Origin of the sequence: Aquimarina sp. BL5 (assembly GCF_003443675.1) — a bacterium.
Lineage (GTDB): Bacteria > Bacteroidota > Bacteroidia > Flavobacteriales > Flavobacteriaceae > Aquimarina.
Genome location: NZ_CP031963.1, coordinates 2,004,253 through 2,023,315, shown reverse-complemented (window position 1 = coordinate 2,023,315; position 19,063 = coordinate 2,004,253). Strand labels below are relative to the sequence as shown.

Here is a 19,063-nt window from a genome sequence, read left to right as displayed (position 1 = left end):
CTAAGATATTTATGTCGAGATATATCAAGAAATTAAGAAGTCCTCACGATTCTATGGGACGTGTGAGGTCTAAAGTAATATCATTTTTATGTCTAAGTGTTACAATATTGGGTAATACTTTTGCACAGGAAAAAGAAGAAGAAACTATAGAAACCGAACGAGTGGTTATTGTAAAGACGTATACACCAACAATAAGTGATGCGTTTAAGGTGAAATCTACACCGATACTAAATGATTCTGTTACTCAAAAGAAAAAGCAATTACGATATAGTATTTTTTCAGTTCCTGTAGCATCCACATTTACTCCAGAGAAAGGTAGAGCAGCTAATATAGATCGACCAAAAAAAATACCGTTATATGATAATTATGCGACTTTAGGATTTGGTAATTTCACTTCTGTACTGGCAGAGTTTTATAGTAATTTTCAAATAAATCGCACGGATAATGTTGGATTGTATTTACATCATAACTCTTCTCAAGGAGGAATAAAAGATATAGAACTAGATGATAAGTTCTATAATACATTCTTAGATCTTAATTATACATCACGTACTAAAGATTTCACATACGGAATAGAAGTAGGAGCAGAGCATCAATTATATAATTGGTATGGCTTGCCAGAAACTCCTGCATTGACACAAACAGAAATTGATGCAATTGACCCTCAACAGAATTATTTTGGGGCCAAGTTGGGGGGGAAATTGCAGTTTGATGATTTATATTTTAAAAGAGCTTCTTTAAATTATCGATATTTTGGAGATGCTTTGAGTACAGCAGAACATCATGCTGTTTTTACCCCAACATTCGAGTTTGAAGTTGCAGACGAATTGATCACTACAGATTTTATTATTGATTATCTAGGAGGAAGTTTTGATAGACCACTGGATTTTGCACTACAGACACCTAATGACTTTAGTATTCTTAATTTAGGGATTCAACCAAGTTTAGTAGTGCTAAGAGATAATTTGACATTGAATCTTGGAGCATCCGTTTTTTACAGTATAGACAGTCAGAATAATGATAATGACTTTTTTATCTATCCTAAAGTTACAGCTTCTTATAGATTATTGGATGAAGCTGTGATTGCATACGGTGGTTTAGAAGGAGGTTTAAAGCAAAACACCTATAGAGACGCAGTACAAGCCAATCCGTATGTGTCGCCTACCTTATTTTTAACTACTACACACAATCAATTTGATGCCTATGTAGGGTTAAAAGGTAAAATCTCCGATGTAGTGAGTTATAATTTTAGAGGTGGTTATGCTTCTGAAAATGATAAGGCTTTGTTTGTAAACAATAGACCAGAAATATTACAATTAGAAGGGTATGATTTTGGTAATTCCTTTTCATATCGATATGATGATATTTTGACATTGAGTGGATATGGAGAATTAAATTTTAATATCAATAAGAAATTTAAATTGGGAGTATCTGCAGAATATTTTAGTTATAACACCGAAGATGAACAAGAGGCTTGGAATTTACCAGACCTAAAAGTAGCTACTTTACTAGATTACCAGATTACAGAGCAATGGTTTGCAGGTGCACAACTGTTTTATGTAGGAGAACGAAAAGATATTAATACAGCTGTTACTTTTTCGCCACCAACTCCAGAAGCTACAATAACCTTAGATAGTTATTTTGATGCGAATGTAAATCTAGGATATCGATTTAATGATAAACTGTCTGTTTTTGTAAAAGGAAACAACCTAGCTGGCGAAAACTACGAGCGTTGGTCTAATTTTCCTGTACAGGGAATACAAGTATTAGGGGGTGTAACATACAAGTTTAATTATTAAGAGATTTAGTTAAAACATTTCTGATTAGGAATTATATACTAAAAAAACTGTATTTTATTCTAGTAATTGGAAATTAATTGAATATGAACAAGGTTATCATTTGGATATGCAGTCTGCTATCGATATCCACTTTTGCACAAGAAAATTTCAAGGTGTATTATGAGGAAAATGAGAATGGATATAAAATCTATGCAAATAATGGTGAGTTTTGTCCAGTTTCTGTAGAGATTGATTTTAAAATAGAGAATCTTTCATCCAGTATTGGTGATATTAAGATTATAGAAGTGCCAGCGCAGACTACTAAATTTTACATAGCTGATCTTACCGTTATAGACAGAAGAAAAGCGTTGAGACTGGGATTTAGTGTGCGATATAATCACGGCAATCATTTACAGACTTCTTTCGATAAGGATTATGCATATCACTTACCTTTTAAGAAAGGAGCAGAGTATATGGTGACACAAGGATATAATGGTACGGTCTCTCACCATAACGAATATGCCTTGGATTTTAAAATGCCGATAGGAACTGCTATATATGCTGCAAGAGATGGAAAAGTAGTATTGGTAGAACAAAGCTTTAATAAAACCTGTACGGAACAGGATTGTGCCAAGTTTAATAATTACATATTAGTATATCACTCTGATGGAACTTTTGCAGAATATACACATATTAAAAAAGGTGGCGCTAAAGTACAACCTGGAGAAATGATAGAAAAAGGTCAGCATATTGGATACAGCGGTAATGTAGGGTGGTCAACTGGGCCACATTTACATTTCATTGTATTTCTACAACGATTTAGAGATAGAGAAACACTACCTACAAAGTTTTTAGTAGGTAACGGTAAACAAATAACTCAGTTAGAAGAAAAGAAAAAGTATTCTAAAAGCTATTAATTCTCGAGGACTTTTTGTGATGGTTGGTTATATAAAAATCACAACCTTTGTATTAAAAAAACCTCAATCACCTATACAATTCGATATCCGGAAGTTTCATAGTGAAGTATTATAAATAGGTTGTGTTTTATTAGCACTGTTAGAAGATAAAATTAATACTTGGATTGTTGTTCTTAAATAAACTCTATAATCTAACCGAATGATAGGAGTGTGTTCATAATTAATTTCTAAATATATGCAAGAGTATTTCAAAATAAATAATATAGATGTTGGATTTGCAAATCATTCGACAGAAGGGACAATGTTTACCAGAGGTTCCTTAAATACTGAAGTAATTATTAGAAAAGGTAAATTGAGAATTAGTCTGTTAACTCCTGCTTTAGAGATTGCGGACGACATGCATAATGATTTTTTAAGTGATCCTTATTACGATAATCTACGAAATATTGACTATTTACGAATGGTTACTTATAGCGATTTGGAGGTAGAAACAGGAACTTATAATACCCAGATTAAATGCCCTTACAGTGAAAATTTAAATGGTTTTGAAGTATATGGTTTTCCTGAAAGAGTGAAATTCCATGGTATCATAGATTTACAAGAAGGTTATGTTCATATAAAAGGAGAACTAAAAAGTGAGTTCGATGAAAAAAAACCTGGTATTCCCATTGAAGTTTTAAAATGTTTTGATCCTAAACCTTTACTTCCTAAAAGAAAGCAATATACTCTTGAACAAGCACGAGATGAAAACCCACTAGATGTGTATAGCCTTAGTATTGGAAAAGGAGTTTTTACCAAATTTCCTGAAGAAATACTTGCTTTTAAAAATTTAGAAAATCTTTGGATTGGTGGACAAGCACAAAGTAGTTTTAGTACTTTACCAGATTCTTTTTTTGAGCTCAAAGAGCTGCATACTATTCAGATTTATAGTAGTGATATAGACGAAATTTCAGAAAAAATAGATCAATTGCAAAAGCTTGAAGAATTGACGATTCGATCAGCTTATCTTCGTTTACTTCCAGATACTATTTGTAATCTTTCGAAACTTTCTCTTATAAGCTTTGAGTATAATCAACTTATAGACTTACCAAAGAATATTGGTTTGATGCCAAGCCTGAAAGAGCTAAATGTCATTGGTAATGAATTTAAAAAACTTCCTAAAAATCTAACGAATATCTATAATGTAAAAATAGATCGGAAGCATATAAAATTGTATCAGGAGATAGGCTACAAAAGTGATAATCCATTAGAAATTGATGAAATACTTTATGATCTATCACAGTACCCAGAACAAAAAGCGGAGTTAGAAAAATTGATACTAAAAATTCCTGAATTGAAGGAGTACAAGAATTTGATTCTGGATTATAGTACTTTGGCCACTTATCTTGTACTAAATACTGAACAAAAAGAAATCCCGATTGGAGTCTCAAAAGTAGGAGGTGGTCCAGATTTGCCGAAGGACTGGGAACATCCAGCAAATAAAAATGGATTATTGTATATTTTTCACGCGCAAATTAATTGTAAAGAGATTGCAGCATATCAACAATATCTACCTAGAAAAGGGATGCTCTATTTTTTTATAAATGATGAAGAGTATGCACAAAATCCAATAGTTTTATATGCTGAAAATATCAAAGAATTAGTACGATTTGAATATAGCGAAAATACAGAGTTTACCGATAATAATTTTGATAGTTGTCCTAGAAGTGCAGTGGCTGTTACTTTTCGAAATGCTATTAGTGTTCCTGTTTTTTATAACTCCTTTAATCATGGTACAGAACGCTATCCTAAATATGCTAGTTTATGGGAAGGCGAAGACACAGACGAAGCCAATAGAAGAATAGAATTCTTCGAAGAGTATATGGAGCAGTTAGAAGACAGTATTGATACTCCTTTAGCATTAGATAGCGATTACGTAAAGTTAACAACGCATAGTATACATAGCTCTGTATTTACTCAGCACGAATCGCCACAAGAAATTGCAGCTGCTAAATTTGGTGGAGAACCAACAGAATGGGTAGTTTTATTAAACATGGAAAGTGTTGATGAATTTAGTTTTTGGGATGCAGGTACATTAACCTATTGTATTCATAAAAAAGACCTGGCAATTAAAGACTTTTCTAAGATTAGCGCAAGTATAGAAAGTAGTTGAAGATTTATTTTTTTATGTTTTCAGAATGAGACGTGTAACCTGTCTAAGGAAGATATTCTAATTAATATAGGTTTTTATACACTAAAAACCAGTGAAATACGTTTTGTTGATTTTTTGTTTGAAGTCAATGTAGTTCAGTTTTATCAGAAAAAATTATTAAATTTATATGAAGACAAAACTTCTTAATCATGAAATATTTAAAGTATTTACTGTTTTTAATTATAATACTCGCACTTATATTCTTTGGAAAAGGAATGTTAACACCATCAGTGTCTTATGAAAATGAAATAGTAGTCAGCAAACCTGCCAATGAATCCTGGGCAGTGATGTCTGACGAATCTAATTTGCCAAAATGGATTGAAGGATTTAAAAGAACCGAATTAGTAAGCGGTATGGAAAACACAGTTGGAGCAGTGTCTAAGGTATATGTAGAAGAAAACGGTGATGAAATGATGATGGAAGAAACGATCACAGCTGTGAAGCCCAACGAACATATGGCGATGACCTTTACTATGGATTTTATGGATATGGATTATGAAATGCTTTTTAAAGAAAAAGACGGAAAGACTACGATCTCTTCTAAATCAACCACAATGGGGAATGGTATTTTTGCAAAATCCTTGATTTCTTTTATGTCGGGTTCTATGAAGGAACAAGAGGATAAAAACTTAAATAACCTTAAAAAAATAATTGAAGAAAACACCAAAAACTATTTTCCTGAAGCAGTACCAGAAACTGTAATTGATACCACAACAGTTTCTGTTAAGGAGTAAACGGACCCGGATTTCGACTACGTCAATCCTCTTGTTTCCTGAATCCAGAGGCTCGCGAATGGTGACTAATCGGAATTCCATTACGCGAATTCTTGCTGAAGTACAGTCATCGGGAATAACGAATCCTAAGCTGTAGCAATGAGCCTTTAGAGGAGGTAGCAGAAAGGAGGTGAAAACTAAGATAACTAGGCTAACAGGTAATTTAATCTACTCTTCTTTCTTATTAAACCTTGAATTCAATGTAATTTGCTATCTTAGAAATTCACAGAATTTTTATATTAGATTTTCAGAGCAACCCTAAGAACGAATGAAAATATTAAAGGAGGGAACATATTATGGAAAACAAAACTCGGAAGTTTCCTTTAATGGCATTCTGTTATCTCAATACAAGTACACAGTAGAAAAAACAGCCTGGCATTATCATGAGAACCCTTATTTCATGTTTGTGCTACAAGGTAATATGATGGATTGTAATTCCAAGGTAAAAACTTTGTGTCCATCAGGAAGTATTATGTTTAATAATTGGCAAGAAGCACATTATGGTTCTAAACATTCTGAAAATGCAAGTGGATTTCATTTAGAATTTCAGCAAGATTGGTTACAAAACAAAGGGATAAATATCAATCTCTTAGAAGGAAGTCAATTAATTGAAAACCCTAGGATACATTTTCTTTTTGCAAAACTATATCACGAATTTATATTGTCGGATAAGTATAGTGAGGTTTCGGTAGAGCTATTATTGTTACAAATCAGTGAAGCGTTAGGAGAGATTAAAGAAAATGACTTCAAGAATATTCCTAATTGGATTATTAAATTACAAGAATTGTTACATTATGACACCTCGGAGTTGAGTCTTCAGTATCTTTCTGATCAATTGGATGTCCATCCGGTACATATATCCAGATCTGCACCAAAATACCTTTCCACCAGTTTAGGTGAATATATAAGACAGCATAAAATTAAAAAAGCCATTCCCCTGATGTTGGATTCGTCAAATTCACTAACGGAAATTGCATATCAAGCAGGCTTTTCAGATCAAAGTCATTTTAATCGTGTGTTTAAATCCTATTTTGAAATGAATCCTAGTTTTTACAGAAAAAATGTTTATAAAAATTTATGATGTTAATCTGATACAATTTTTTGAAGGAGTAAGAAAGTATTTTTGACTTTCATAAAAAGTATAAAAAACTATGTTTAAAAATGTAATGACAATAGTATTTCTTTTTGCATCCGTTTTAACAGGTTGTTCGCAACAAGGGGCAAATACCTACGATGGGAACTGGGAAGGAAAACTAGCAAATGCAAATACCTTAAATTTTAATCTCGTTGTAAAGGAGTCATCAGCTAATTTGTATGAGCTAATGATTATGAATTCTGAAACGACCATAAAAGAAAAACTAGTAATAACCAATACTAAACGTCTTAAGGGAAGTATTGATGATGATATTCATTTTGATCTTTCTTTTTCCCAAGATAAAACGGCAATCGCTGGATTTGTAAAGTCGGGAATTTTAATGTATCACGTTATTTTACAAAAGACTAATGATGGTACTTATAGTGGTGTTTGGAATATATTTATGGTGGATAGTCTGCAATCCCAAGGAATGTATCTAGGTGTAGAAAATAATGAAGATGGTAGTCTTGCTATGTATCCATTTTTTGGTGATCAACGATTCACAGGAACTTGGGTTAATGGTAGTGAGAAAGAAGGAGAAGCTATTGTATTTAGGGATTATAAAACCGGACTTAGATTTAGAGCTAAACTTCTAGAAAATACTATTAAGTTAGAAATTTTATTAGGTAAGCAAACCGTAACGGTTACAAATTTTAAACGTTCTGATATTGATTTATCATCCTTAAGACCAAGCGGTCTTAACAGTCAAAACGTTAACAAACCAGTAGTGCTGAATGATGGTTGGATCACAGCCAGTGCTACTGATGTTGGAGCTACAAAGGCTTCTTTATCAAAGTTGATTGATAAAGTGAATAAGAAAGAACTGCCTAATACGCACAGTGTTCTTATTGCCAAAGAGGGTAAATTGATTTTTGAAGCCTATTTTGATGGACACAATCCTAATATTTCTCACGATCAGCGATCAGCATCCAAAAGTGTTTCATCTGCTATGATTGGGATTGCCATTGATGATAAGATGCTAACCGGCGTAGATCAAAAACTATATGATTTTATACCTAAAGAATTTCAGTACACAAAAGATCCTTTAAAATCTAAGATCAACTTTGAAGATTTATTGACAATGAGTTCTGGATTAGATGTGGATGGTGATGCATCAGAGAATAACTATCAGAGTTCTGATAATTGGTTAAAAACAACACTTGAGGCAAAAATGACTCACGAGCCAGGAACTCATGCTAATTATGGTTCGGCCAATCCATTTTTATTGGGTGTAAGTTTAGATCAGCAATTGCAATCTCCGTTAGAGTTATATATGGAAGAAAAGCTGTTTGCTCCGTTAGGAATTACCAATTACATCATCCAGACAGAGAATACGGCAACAACCCCTTATTTTGGGGGAGGTATGTATTTAACACCAAGGGATATGCTAAAATTTGGACAACTATATCTGGATAAAGGAAAGTGGAAAGGAAAGCAAATCATTTCTGAAAGTTGGATAGCTGCATCATTTAAAAAATACCGAAGACTACAAGATGTAAAAGACAAAAACGAATATGGATATCTATGGTGGCATAAAACCTATACTGCAGGAGATAAGAAGGTGTCATCTATAGAAGCAAGAGGTGCTGGTGGACAATATATTTGTGTTATTCCAGAGTTGGAATCTGTAGTAGTAATCACTTCTGGAAATTATAGAAGTCGAAAATTACTACAACAACCAGAGAATATTCTGGAGCGATACGTACTTCCAGCAATCATTAAATAAACCGGACTTCGAGAGCCTCAGTCCTCGTGTATCCGCTTTTCGAATGCTGAGTTTATCGAAGTATAGTCCTCTTGCATTGATTTTCACGCTGAGTGTAGTCAAAGGGTGAAAATAGCAGAATAACGAATCGGACTTCGAGAGCCTCAGTCCTCGTGCATCCGCTTTTCGAATGCTGAGTTTACCTAAGTACAGTCCTTTTGCATTGATTTTCACGAACCCCGAGGTGACCCGAAGGGTGAGCTGTCACGTTGAGTAGTCGAAGTGGTTGTCGAATGCTCAGGAAATTCACCTTTCTTCAGAATATGTTTTTAGAACAAGTATAAACGATAGATATAGTTATACCTTTACCTATGAATATGTAAACTATAATTATAATTTATCCAAAAGAAATTCATATTGTTCCTGAGATACCTTCTCCAATTCGACTACAAGAATATGGTGTTGGTGTTTTTATTGCAGCGTTAACGAAATCAGCATTAAAAAAAGTAATAAAGAAAAATTTTATTAAGGTTAATGATGTAATTGCTACTTCGGCTACCATGATATATGGTGGGGATCGTATAAGCTTGTGTATTCCTGATGATGTTAATTTAGATAATAGATTAGTTTTTCCACTTACGGTTTTATTTGAAGATGATCATTTAGCTGTGATTCATAAACCCGCGGGTATTTTGGTAAGTGGTAATAGTTTTAAAACAATTGCTAATGCATTAGTTCAAAACATTAAACAGAGTAATCTTCCTGATGCTACGAAACCGCAGCCTGTGCATCGATTGGATTATGCAACAACCGGTATTTTATTAGTTGGAAAAACGAGTAGTAGTATTCGTGTTTTAAATAAAATGTTTGAAGATAAAAAGATTGAGAAAACATATTATGCAATTACTATTGGGGAGATGAATGATGAAGGAAAAATTACTTCAGAAATTGGTGGTAAGAAATCACAATCGAATTATAAAGTGCTCGAATCCGTTTTCTCCAAGAGATTCGGAAGATTGAACCTGGTAAAATTGAAACCTCAAACGGGAAGAAGACATCAATTACGTAAACACCTGCTCAGTATATTGAATCCTATACTAGGAGATAAAGACTATGGAATAGAACATCTTATTTTAAATGGTAAAGGATTGTATTTACATGCCTATTCATTAGATTTTATACATCCATTTACAAATAAAAAAGTCTGTTTTAGAGATGAATCAATTCGAAGATTTGAGAAAATTTTTACTTCTAAAATAGAGTAGAACTTGATTTTTACTTATGAACATCAAAATGATGATGGAGGTTTTAAAATAACAAAATACGCGCCAACTAGCGATATATATAGTGTTGAGTTCAATTAGCAAGTCAAAACCTATTCAATTTCAACTGTAAGAATTAAAAAAATGTTATAATTTTTTTAATTCTAAACGATTGTTTAGTTTTGTCACTATAAATAATGGCAAGAAAAAAACAATATATAGAGGAACAAGTGATAGAAAAAGCAATGGCTTTATTCTGGCGCGAAGGCTATGAGACCACTTCCATGCAAATGCTTGAGAAAGAAATGGGTATTAATAAGTTTTCTATATATGCTAGTTTTGGAAATAAGGATGGAGTGTTCCTCGAAAGCATAAAATGTTATAGACAAAAAATAAAGGAGATTACAGAGAAATTAAAAGTTTCCTCAAATGGTATTAAGGGTTTAAAGCAATATTTCTATGACTTTATAGAGTTTTCAAAAGATGCTACATTGAGAAAAGGGTGTTTGATAACCAATGCTGCTAATGAGTTATCTCAAAACGCAAATCCAAAAATAAAAGAGGAACTATCAAAATTCACAAATAATATAAGAAGCTTATTTGCAAACAATTTGAAACAAGAAGAAAATTTTAATAGTACTGAAGTAGAAGAAAAAGCGGATTATTTGATTATATCAATGTTTGGACTCGCTTCAGCTTCACGAGTATTTAACGATACGCAACTACATAACTATATAGAAAACATTTTTAAAAGCATATAACTTTTTTTTAAATAATAACTAAATGATCGTTTAGTTATTGAAAATCAATAATTATAATAAAAATTAAAAATCATGAGTACATTAAAAGTTTACACAATCGAATCTGCTCCAGAAGGCAGCAAATCACAATTAGAACAATCCGTAAAAAGTTTCGGAATGTTACCAGGTTTACATGGCGTTTTAGCTGGATCTCCTGAGGCTCTAAAGGCTTACAAGACATTACACGAACTTTTTTCAAATTCATCTTTTAATGCAGAAGAACTAACAGTAGTTTGGCAAACTATTAATGTCGAACACGAATGTCATTATTGTGTTCCTGCACATACAGCGATAGCAAATATGATGAAAGTGGATCCTGTATTATCGGAAGCTTTAAGAAATGGAGAAGCAATGCCAAATGAAAAATTACAAGCCCTAAAAGATACTACCTTAAGCATTGTTAGAAATCGAGGTAGAATTTCTGATACAGAACTAGAAGCTTTTTATGCTGCTGGTTATGGAGAACGTCAAGTTTTAGATATCATTCTAGGAATAGCGCAGAAAACGATGAGTAATTATACAAATCATATCGCTAATACTCCCGTTGATGAACCATTTCAGAAATTTACTTGGAGTAAATAATTCAATACAATAACGGATATAATTAATAACTTGTCGAAGTGTTTTCGAAGAGTGAATCATACGTTAAAAACCAGCAAGACATATACTGCTGGTTTTTTTATTTGAGAAATTTATGTTTCTTTAGAACTCGTTTGTAGTAATCTAGTCGATTAAATCTATACTTTTATAAACAAGAATGAAAGTATAAAAGGAATATAACTGATACATTATACTAGTATTTTGGGTAGCGTTTAAAAAAATGAAGAAAAAACTGATCTTAATATTAAGTTTTATGGTAATTACCATTGTATTTCTAAATATTGGAAGGTCAATTTATATGCCATTTGTGAATAAAGTAAAAGGAAAAGAAACTGTTGATTCAAGAATCAAAGATTTTCAAGAAAAAGTATGGGATCGACTTGAAAAAAACTTAGGTTTAGCTGGTTATAAAATGGACTTCCCAAAAGAGATAATTATTGTAGCTTTCAAAGAAGAAAGAAAACTTCAAGTTTATTCAAAAGATTATAATGGAATCAAATTAATAAAAGAATATCCTTTCACAGCTTTTAGTGGTGAATTAGGACCTAAATTAAAAGAAGGAGATAAACAGATTCCAGAAGGGATTTATAAAGTTGAGTATTTAAACCCTAACAGTTCATACTATCTGTCCATAAAGGTTAGTTATCCAAATGAGTTTGATAAATCAAAAACCAAATTGACAGATATATCAGATATGGGTGGAGATATTTTCATACATGGAAAATCAGTAACAATTGGCTGCATTCCAATAGGAGACGAGGCAATAGAAGAAGTTTTTTTATTGACACAAAAAGCAATGAACAATAGTGTTAAAGTAATTATCAGCCCGAGAGATTTTAGAGTAAATTCTAGTTACCCAAAAATCGAAGGAATAGATTGGGAAAATGAATTATACGAAATAATAAATAACGAATTAAAGACACTACCTAGTTCAGGTTATATATAATTAAGATGAAGAAATTAACTCTCTTACTTTTATTAATAACTATTGGGTTTAATAGTTGTTTTGATTCCTCTACGTTAAAATCAAATAAACTAGACAGTGATGATTATGAATCCAAAACGGAACGAGTAGAAATTCTAAGAAATGAAATCAAATCTTTTAGCGATTTTAAGAATGCTGAATTCGAATTATTTAATGTAAATGGATTCTCAAATAGCAGAACCACGCTTCCAGGAGCCTCTTCTTGGGATTACAAGTTTGTAATTAAAATAGATTCTTCGGATATCAAAAAATGGACTGAGGGAATGATCAAGACCATACCAGAGGATCACGATGATAAGTGGATGAAAGAAATAATTGAGAAAAGAAGAATGGAGTGGCAAACAACAAGTGATCCAGAGAAATATACTCGAAATGGAGATAATGTTGTGATGATAGTATATAGATCAGAAGCAATTATCTTTAAAAGAGTGGTTAATTTATAAACTTATCTAAGAGAATAATTATATAGGTAAGTATACAAAAGTTAAGAATTTGATAAAAACCTGATATCATCATTTTTATCTTTAATTTTAGGGCAAACACAAATCAAACTCAACACATCATGAAAAAAGTACTTCTAGGTACAATTAGTACACTTTTGTTTATTTCTTGTCAACAACCCAAAGAAACAGCGGATCTGCTGGTTTTTAATGCCAATATTTATACGGTAGATGATAGTCAGGCCAAAGCAGAAGCTTTTGTTGTCAAGGATGATAAGTTTATCGCAGTAGGTAGTTTAGAAGAAGTAAGCAAAACATATACGTTTACGGATTCGATCGATGCAGAAGGAAAAACCATTGTACCCGGTTTGATTGATGCACATTGTCACTTCTATGGACTTGGGTTACAGCAACAAAAAGTAGACTTAGTTGGGACTACTAGTTATGATGAGGTACTGACACGTATTGTAGATTTTCAGAAAAAGAAAAAAGTACCTTTTATTACCGGTCGAGGTTGGGATCAGAATGATTGGGAGATTAAGGAATTTCCAACCAAAGAAAGGTTAGATAGTCTGTTTCCAGAAACTCCAGTAGCTATGACTAGAGTAGATGGTCACGCGATGCTAGTCAATCAAACAGCTTTGGATCTAGCTAAGATAACAGTAGACACTAAAGTCTCTGGAGGAGAGATTGTACAAAAAAATGGAAAATTAACTGGAGTACTAATCGATAATCCAATGGAGATGGTCGAAGCGATATTTCCACAACCTACCATTACAGAGCAAGTGACGGCACTAAAAGATGCAGAAAAAATTAACTTTAGTTATGGATTAACAACTGTTGATGACGCAGGATTAAGTCCAGAAGTTATTGCTGTTATAGATAGTTTACAAAAAACAGATCAATTAAAAATCCGGATGTATGCAATGGTGAGTAATGTTCCTTCATATGTGGACCATTACCTAAAAAATGGAGTTCATAAAACAGATAAATTAAATGTGTCTTCTTTTAAGGTATATGCAGATGGTGCGTTGGGGTCTAGAGGAGCAGTGCTTAAAAAACCATACTCGGATAAAGAGAATCATCACGGAGCAATGGTGATCGGTGTTGATGAGTTTAAGGAATTAGCTAGAAAATTAGCAGGTTCTCCTTTTCAGATGAATACACATGCGATCGGTGATTCTGCCAATGCTGTGGTGATCAATACCTATTATGATGTATTAAAAGATAAGTCAGACAGAAGATGGCGTGTGGAACATGCACAAGTCGTATCTCCAGAAGAATTTGATCTTCTTAATGATAATCTGGTGATGAGTGTACAACCTACGCATGCTACAAGTGATATGTATTGGGCCGATGAACGATTAGGAGAGAAAAGAATCAAGGGAGCGTATGCGTACAAGCAATTATTAGAAAAAACGGGTAAAGTTGCTTTAGGAACTGATTATCCGGTAGAAAATGTAAGTCCATTTTATACATTTTATGCAGCAGTAGCTCGTAAAGATCTTAAACAATATCCTGCAGGAGGTTTCCAAAAACAAGACGCTTTAACCAGAGAAGAAACCTTAAAAGGAATGACGATTTGGGCTGCCTATAGTAATTTTGAAGAAACCGAAAAGGGAAGTATTACTGCTGGTAAATTTGCTGATTTTGTGATCTTGGAAGAAAATATCATGGAAATCGAGGAAGACAAAATTCCTAATATCAAAGTTAACGCTACTTACCTAGGTGGAGAGAAAGTATACTAGTTTGTGAGTGTGGGAGTTTGTGAGGACGCTTTGCTTTGAGAGGTGAAGAATCAGAAGTTATACCGTGTTATGGTTAGTTTTTTATTTTTTCAGATACCAAGACCTGTCTTTTAATTCATTTAAATCACTTGCGGGAATTCCATTTAATTCAGTCATTTTTTTGCAAAGTTGCTCAAAATCTGCACTCTCATTAAAAGCCATATCCATGATATGGTCAGTTTCTCCAAATCCACCTGCTCCAATTAGTATTTTGTCAGTCGTTCTAAATATGTTGCTTAATTCAGTTATAATTTGAAATAATTCTTTAGCTATATTTCTTTCAGTTAGATATAAACTCGAGAATCTTTCTACTGAACTAATGCATATTGTTTTATCATAAATATCAATACTAAAACTATCTCCTTCTCCTGTCTTATATTCAGGATTTCCATTTTCAGCCGGAATAAGGCTAATCCACCATTTTCCATGTACGTTTTCTGTGAAAGTTCCATATTTTTCTAGATGTAAATATTCAGATTTTAGTCTATTAAAAACACTTGTCAGTTTTTGTTTTATTTCCTTAACAGGATAATCATTTTCTTTCGGAATGAAACAGTCAATATGTGTTCCCATAGTTTGTTTTCAGAATTAACCACAACTAAAAGATAAATATACTATTTTACTACCTACTTAATACTGCCTACTAACTACTCAGTACTATATACTACCTTCCTCCATTTGCTTGTAGATCGGCAATACATAATGCATCTAGTTCTGGAACTCCGTTGTTTAACATACTCATCATTCCGGTTTCGAATTCTATAGCAGCTTCCATTAAACAGCTTTGTACATTACAATGACCTCTAGATTCATTATCTTCATGCTGAGATTGCAATGATGTACCAATATTTATGAGACCTAATAGATGTGCAAATTCATGATTTAATGCAGCAGCTTCGACCGTAGATAACATCGGTCCATTGGGATTACTACTTAATTTGCGGAGTGTATTCTCATAAATAACGATAGAAGTATTTAAGTAAGCAGTACCTAAGGTTACTCTAGCTCCTTCATCGATATCATTAGTTCCATCTGCAAAATAAATATATACCTTTATTTCATCTCCTTCATTAAATTCGGTTCTTGTAGTAGTTTCAATTTGTTTTACTTTTTCAATATTAAATGGTGCTAATCCTGAAGAAGAAACCGAACGTTGATTTATCGTAATTCCATCTGGTTTAAAAAGACGTTCTTCCAGAAAATTTCTAAATGTATTTATGGCTGTCACCGTAGGTTCAAACCCTTGCACAGAAACAATCTCTACCGTCAATCCTTTAAAATTAGTATCACTTAGCAAGTCATTGGCAGAACTGCCTAAAGGTTGTTTGTTAGAAGACTGGCTATCAGGTACAAAAGTGTTTTCGTCATCATCAGAACATCCAACCAATAGTAAAGATGTAAATAAAAGTATACTAAAGAATTTTGTAATTTGCATAAAAATTGATTTTCCAGAGGTATTGGTTAGTAAATAAACGAATTTATGAGAGATATAGTTTTTGCTTTAACTTTATTTTTAACAAGTACTGCTTGTACGTCACAAAGATCGTACCATCAAGATGCTATTCGATATTTTGAATTAAACGGAACTGAACAACAATATGATGCGGCAATAGATCAAATGTTTACGATGCTAAAACAACAACATAGTACACAGGATATTCCAGACAAAGTTTGGGAAGAATTAAAAGGTAATAAGACAGCTGCATTGACTAATATTAAATCATTATTAGTATCGGCGTATCGCAGTAATTTTACTCACGAAGATATCAAACAGCTTATTGTTTTCTACGAATCTGAAACTGGACAGCAAATGGTTAAAGATAGAACTCAGCTCAGTGATGATCAAAAAAATAAATTATCTCTGTTTTATGATTCTGAAGTTGGAAAAAAGGTTCAAAGTCAAAGCAATTCATTAACGACAATGGTAGCAGAAGTTAGTGAGCAATGGAGCAGGGATTTGTATAATGAAACTGTTAAGAAACTAAAGGCTAAAGGGTATTAGATACCATAAATTAGTTTAGCGACATAATCATCATTTTCTCCTTGAAGCACTAACTCACAAACAAAACCATTGGCATTTGCTGCATTCTGTAACGTATTATAATCAATATACAACCAATCAAACCAATCAGACTGTAGTTTTTTATATTTTAATTGATATTGCATCTCTCCGTAATATCCAGCGGATGCATCTACCCAAAAACTTCCATCATCCTCACTAAATAAATAGGAGATATCCGAAGAGTCAATCAGTATTTGACCATTGGGTTTCAATAGTTTTTTTACGTTGGAAAAAAAAATGTCAATGTTGTTTAGTTTTCCTATGATTCCACTTCCGTTCATTAAAAACAATAAGGTATCATACTGCGCTTCTTTAAGATTAAAAATATCTTGAACAGATGCGTTGGTAACTCCTCTCTTTTTAGCTATTTCTATAGCTCCTTCAGAAATATCTATAGCGTGTACATTTAGTTTTCTTTCTTCCTGAAGAAATAAACTATGACTTCCGGCGCCACAACCTACATCTAAAACATCTCCAAAAGCAAGGTCCAATGCTTTTTGCTCGATTTTTGGCATTTCGGAATAACTTCGGAATAAATAAGGGATTGGTATGATATCATCATCAAAATCCGGAGCCTGTACTATAATATCTTCGCTATACTTTTTGTAATAAAAATCTTTAATCGCTTCTCCGAAAATATCTTTGTTAATCATTATAGTTCTTAATTCGAAATTCGTAATTCATAATTCGTAATTTTGTTCTATGCAAGAATTCATAGATCAATTACCGAAACTGGCCAAAGATACACAGAACGAAAATAAAAAGTATTTTGCAAAGCTTAAAAAGAAACCCCCAAAGAATTTGGATACGTTTATGCAGGATTTGCATACGAAAGAGTTTCAGAAAACAGATTGTTTAGAATGTGCGAATTGTTGCAAAACAACCGGACCTTTGTTTACAGATATTGATGTAGATCGAATTTCGAAGCATTTAAAAATGAAATCTATTCAGTTTGAAAATCAATATCTAAAAAAAGATGAAGATGGAGATTTTGTATTACAAGAAACACCTTGTGCTTTTTTGGCTGCGGATAATTATTGTTTGATTTATGATGTAAGACCAAAAGCCTGTAAAGAGTTTCCTCATACCGATCGAAAAAAGTTTCATCAGATTTCTGACTTAACTATGAAAAATATCACCGTTTGTCCTGCTGCTTATAATATAGTAGAGAAGATGAAGGAATTGATGCCTTTGGAGCATAAGAGTAATAGACGTGCATAGAGTGGCTTTTTTTTGGCAATTATTCTTAATATGTTTTTATTCGTCAATTGTTGCGATAACCCAGTTTCTGTAACCTGTACGAGATTCTACTGCTATTTTCTGATTTTTGCCATCATCACTAAAAAATAATTTCCCTTCACGTTCGATGAGCATGTTAAAATTAGATTTTTGATTATTTTTCTTAGTATATGTTTCTAAAAGTAACTCTAAGCTTTCTAAACTAAATCTTCTATTCTTTTCTGCAATCCATTTTAGACGACCGTTCGATGTATATTTTATAACTACATCCGTACTTTCCGCAGGTTCACCATCGTATAGGTATGATTTAGTTTTGAAAAATATGTCGGAAGCGCCAAAATCATTAAAGATTTCTTGAGTTTTGAAAATTGAATCATTCGTACTTCCTGAAAGTACTTTTTTAATTTTAAACGTAAAGACATGAGAATTATGTCTTTTTCCTGTAGAAAAAATATCGATCAGTTCAGCAACCGCGGTGACATACATCTCTGAATTTGGTTCTTGTGCTTTCATTGGATTATTCAAAACTAAGACTAGAAGAATAAATACTTTTTTAACCATATGATTATTACGATTTTGTTTCCTGCATTTTAAGTGTTTTTTAATAATTATGATCAGTTTATTTCAGATCAGGTTTCACACTAAATACAAGATCATTATTAATTTTTGGTTTCTATTGTGACTCCAAAAATTAATATAATTTTATTCTCAAGTTTCTTTATTTTGAAGTCAATTGCTAATTTCAATAAATTCTTCTCGTTCAATTTTTTCACCTGATAAATCTCTCGGAAACATATCTTCTGGCATTCTTGCATAATGACCACTCAGAGTAGAGAGTACTTCTCCGGTTTCTTTATCTATCTCTTCTTTAGAAAACCCTCCTCCTAATTCAGGATCTCTTGCAGAAAAATCTACTAAGTAGTGTTTTTCTTTTTCATAAATAATCGTTGGGGACCATCTCTTTCCTTTGTTAAAAATATCAGTACGTGCTCCATCAGGATTCATGATGAAATTAATAACTTTTATGTATTCTGATGTTGGTCGATAAAAAGTAGTGTTTTCTCCATCATTATTTACGCTGCTTTTGGAAACAAATTTAGATGGAAACTCTACCGAAATACCCGAATAATAACTAGTATTCTTGGGTAAGTATAAAACATTATAACCCAGTTCGACCAATATTCTTTGATCACTAGCTTTTACTTTAATAAAATGAAAATCATCTTTTTTGATATCTTCTATTTCTTGCTCTTTTATTTTTTTTAACGCTAAATCAATGATATGATCTCTTCCTAATTCAATTAATCTTTTTACTTCTTGGTTTGGTTTGGTGTTTTGAGAATATGTCATTTGCATACATAATGTGATTAGTAAAAGGATTGATTTCAT

19 protein-coding genes are annotated in these 19,063 nt (G+C 32.5%); 14 read left to right on the top strand and 5 right to left on the bottom strand.

Translation table 11 applies throughout. The annotated features are described in order from the left end of the window. Positions 1-11 precede the first annotated feature (11 nt). The 12 genes from D1818_RS08675 to D1818_RS08620 all read left to right on the top strand — a co-directional run bounded on the left by D1818_RS08675 (position 12) and on the right by D1818_RS08620 (position 14,334). The gene (locus D1818_RS08675; RefSeq protein WP_233558557.1) at positions 12-1,799 is read left to right on the top strand and encodes a TonB-dependent receptor; all 1,788 of its coding nucleotides are present in this window, start codon (positions 12-14) and stop codon (positions 1,797-1,799) included. An 83-nt stretch (positions 1,800-1,882) separates the two neighbouring features. After that, positions 1,883-2,695 (top strand): M23 family metallopeptidase, encoded by an 813-nt coding sequence (locus tag D1818_RS25845; protein ID WP_120752441.1) that lies wholly within the window; start codon positions 1,883-1,885, stop codon positions 2,693-2,695. Between the two features lie 235 nt (positions 2,696-2,930). Next, positions 2,931-4,847: a DUF1963 domain-containing protein gene (locus D1818_RS08665; protein WP_118458012.1), complete on the top strand. Its 1,917-nt coding sequence runs from the start codon at positions 2,931-2,933 to the stop codon at positions 4,845-4,847. A 188-nt stretch (positions 4,848-5,035) separates the two neighbouring features. Beyond that, positions 5,036-5,620, top strand: a complete 585-nt coding sequence (locus tag D1818_RS08660; protein WP_118458010.1) for an SRPBCC family protein — start codon at positions 5,036-5,038, stop codon at positions 5,618-5,620. A gap of 307 nt (positions 5,621-5,927) precedes the next feature. Continuing rightward, the gene (locus D1818_RS08655) at positions 5,928-6,740 is read left to right on the top strand and encodes an AraC family transcriptional regulator (RefSeq protein WP_118458008.1); all 813 of its coding nucleotides are present in this window, start codon (positions 5,928-5,930) and stop codon (positions 6,738-6,740) included. A 70-nt stretch (positions 6,741-6,810) separates the two neighbouring features. After that, a complete protein-coding gene (locus D1818_RS08650; protein WP_118458006.1) occupies positions 6,811-8,520 on the top strand; it encodes a serine hydrolase in 1,710 nt (569 codons plus the stop codon). A gap of 539 nt (positions 8,521-9,059) precedes the next feature. Then, on the top strand, positions 9,060-9,764 hold the full coding sequence (locus D1818_RS08645) for an RluA family pseudouridine synthase (protein WP_233558555.1): 705 nt from the start codon (positions 9,060-9,062) through the stop codon (positions 9,762-9,764). A 194-nt stretch (positions 9,765-9,958) separates the two neighbouring features. Next, positions 9,959-10,522: a TetR/AcrR family transcriptional regulator gene (locus D1818_RS08640; RefSeq protein WP_118458002.1), complete on the top strand. Its 564-nt coding sequence runs from the start codon at positions 9,959-9,961 to the stop codon at positions 10,520-10,522. A 72-nt stretch (positions 10,523-10,594) separates the two neighbouring features. Beyond that, positions 10,595-11,143, top strand: coding sequence for a carboxymuconolactone decarboxylase family protein (locus tag D1818_RS08635; RefSeq protein WP_118458000.1), 549 nt, complete (start codon positions 10,595-10,597; stop codon positions 11,141-11,143). A gap of 238 nt (positions 11,144-11,381) precedes the next feature. Beyond that, complete coding sequence (locus D1818_RS08630; protein ID WP_118457998.1) at positions 11,382-12,107, top strand: murein L,D-transpeptidase family protein; 726 nt, start codon at positions 11,382-11,384, stop codon at positions 12,105-12,107. A gap of 5 nt (positions 12,108-12,112) precedes the next feature. Continuing rightward, positions 12,113-12,589 (top strand): hypothetical protein, encoded by a 477-nt coding sequence (locus tag D1818_RS08625; protein ID WP_118457996.1) that lies wholly within the window; start codon positions 12,113-12,115, stop codon positions 12,587-12,589. Positions 12,590-12,708: 119 nt separating this feature from the next. After that, positions 12,709-14,334: an amidohydrolase gene (locus tag D1818_RS08620; protein ID WP_118457994.1), complete on the top strand. Its 1,626-nt coding sequence runs from the start codon at positions 12,709-12,711 to the stop codon at positions 14,332-14,334. Positions 14,335-14,415: 81 nt separating this feature from the next. Here D1818_RS08620 and D1818_RS08615 read toward each other — a convergent pair whose 3' ends face one another. Then, on the bottom strand, positions 14,416-14,946 hold the full coding sequence (locus tag D1818_RS08615) for a hypothetical protein (RefSeq protein ID WP_118457992.1): 531 nt from the start codon (positions 14,944-14,946) through the stop codon (positions 14,416-14,418). A 91-nt stretch (positions 14,947-15,037) separates the two neighbouring features. Continuing rightward, positions 15,038-15,808: a hypothetical protein gene (locus D1818_RS08610; protein WP_118457990.1), complete on the bottom strand. Its 771-nt coding sequence runs from the start codon at positions 15,806-15,808 to the stop codon at positions 15,038-15,040. Between the two features lie 45 nt (positions 15,809-15,853). Here D1818_RS08610 and D1818_RS08605 point away from each other — a divergent pair, with 45 nt between their 5' ends. Beyond that, the gene (locus tag D1818_RS08605) at positions 15,854-16,375 is read left to right on the top strand and encodes a DUF2059 domain-containing protein (RefSeq protein ID WP_118457988.1); all 522 of its coding nucleotides are present in this window, start codon (positions 15,854-15,856) and stop codon (positions 16,373-16,375) included. Here the strand turns inward: D1818_RS08605 and D1818_RS08600 are convergent. Beyond that, positions 16,372-17,088: a bifunctional 2-polyprenyl-6-hydroxyphenol methylase/3-demethylubiquinol 3-O-methyltransferase UbiG gene (locus tag D1818_RS08600; RefSeq protein WP_118457986.1), complete on the bottom strand. Its 717-nt coding sequence runs from the start codon at positions 17,086-17,088 to the stop codon at positions 16,372-16,374. The genes D1818_RS08605 and D1818_RS08600 overlap by 4 nt on opposite strands. Positions 17,089-17,137: 49 nt before the next feature. Here D1818_RS08600 and D1818_RS08595 point away from each other — a divergent pair, with 49 nt between their 5' ends. Continuing rightward, the gene (locus D1818_RS08595; RefSeq protein ID WP_118457984.1) at positions 17,138-17,656 is read left to right on the top strand and encodes a YkgJ family cysteine cluster protein; all 519 of its coding nucleotides are present in this window, start codon (positions 17,138-17,140) and stop codon (positions 17,654-17,656) included. 36 nt (positions 17,657-17,692) lie between these two features. On the opposite strand, the gene D1818_RS08590 is transcribed toward D1818_RS08595, so the two are convergent. Continuing rightward, positions 17,693-18,187, bottom strand: a complete 495-nt coding sequence (locus D1818_RS08590; RefSeq protein WP_120752519.1) for a hypothetical protein — start codon at positions 18,185-18,187, stop codon at positions 17,693-17,695. 216 nt (positions 18,188-18,403) lie between these two features. After that, on the bottom strand, positions 18,404-19,063 hold the full coding sequence (locus D1818_RS08585) for a hypothetical protein (RefSeq protein ID WP_147406173.1): 660 nt from the start codon (positions 19,061-19,063) through the stop codon (positions 18,404-18,406).

Bases quoted from the DNA above. Each gene is read 5' to 3' on its own strand.
- D1818_RS08675 (WP_233558557.1), top strand. From the start codon at position 12: ATGTCGAGATATATCAAGAAATTAAGAAGTCCTCACGATTCTATGGGA.
- D1818_RS25845 (WP_120752441.1), top strand. From the start codon at position 1,883: ATGAACAAGGTTATCATTTGGATATGCAGTCTGCTATCGATATCCACT.
- D1818_RS08665 (WP_118458012.1), top strand. From the start codon at position 2,931: ATGCAAGAGTATTTCAAAATAAATAATATAGATGTTGGATTTGCAAAT.
- D1818_RS08660 (WP_118458010.1), top strand. From the start codon at position 5,036: ATGAAATATTTAAAGTATTTACTGTTTTTAATTATAATACTCGCACTT.
- D1818_RS08655 (WP_118458008.1), top strand. From the start codon at position 5,928: ATGAAAATATTAAAGGAGGGAACATATTATGGAAAACAAAACTCGGAA.
- D1818_RS08650 (WP_118458006.1), top strand. From the start codon at position 6,811: ATGTTTAAAAATGTAATGACAATAGTATTTCTTTTTGCATCCGTTTTA.
- D1818_RS08645 (WP_233558555.1), top strand. From the start codon at position 9,060: ATGATATATGGTGGGGATCGTATAAGCTTGTGTATTCCTGATGATGTT.
- D1818_RS08640 (WP_118458002.1), top strand. From the start codon at position 9,959: ATGGCAAGAAAAAAACAATATATAGAGGAACAAGTGATAGAAAAAGCA.
- D1818_RS08635 (WP_118458000.1), top strand. From the start codon at position 10,595: ATGAGTACATTAAAAGTTTACACAATCGAATCTGCTCCAGAAGGCAGC.
- D1818_RS08630 (WP_118457998.1), top strand. From the start codon at position 11,382: ATGAAGAAAAAACTGATCTTAATATTAAGTTTTATGGTAATTACCATT.
- D1818_RS08625 (WP_118457996.1), top strand. From the start codon at position 12,113: ATGAAGAAATTAACTCTCTTACTTTTATTAATAACTATTGGGTTTAAT.
- D1818_RS08620 (WP_118457994.1), top strand. From the start codon at position 12,709: ATGAAAAAAGTACTTCTAGGTACAATTAGTACACTTTTGTTTATTTCT.
- D1818_RS08615 (WP_118457992.1), bottom strand. From the start codon at position 14,946: ATGGGAACACATATTGACTGTTTCATTCCGAAAGAAAATGATTATCCT.
- D1818_RS08610 (WP_118457990.1), bottom strand. From the start codon at position 15,808: ATGCAAATTACAAAATTCTTTAGTATACTTTTATTTACATCTTTACTA.
- D1818_RS08605 (WP_118457988.1), top strand. From the start codon at position 15,854: ATGAGAGATATAGTTTTTGCTTTAACTTTATTTTTAACAAGTACTGCT.
- D1818_RS08600 (WP_118457986.1), bottom strand. From the start codon at position 17,088: ATGATTAACAAAGATATTTTCGGAGAAGCGATTAAAGATTTTTATTAC.
- D1818_RS08595 (WP_118457984.1), top strand. From the start codon at position 17,138: ATGCAAGAATTCATAGATCAATTACCGAAACTGGCCAAAGATACACAG.
- D1818_RS08590 (WP_120752519.1), bottom strand. From the start codon at position 18,187: ATGAAAGCACAAGAACCAAATTCAGAGATGTATGTCACCGCGGTTGCT.
- D1818_RS08585 (WP_147406173.1), bottom strand. From the start codon at position 19,063: ATGAAATCAATCCTTTTACTAATCACATTATGTATGCAAATGACATAT.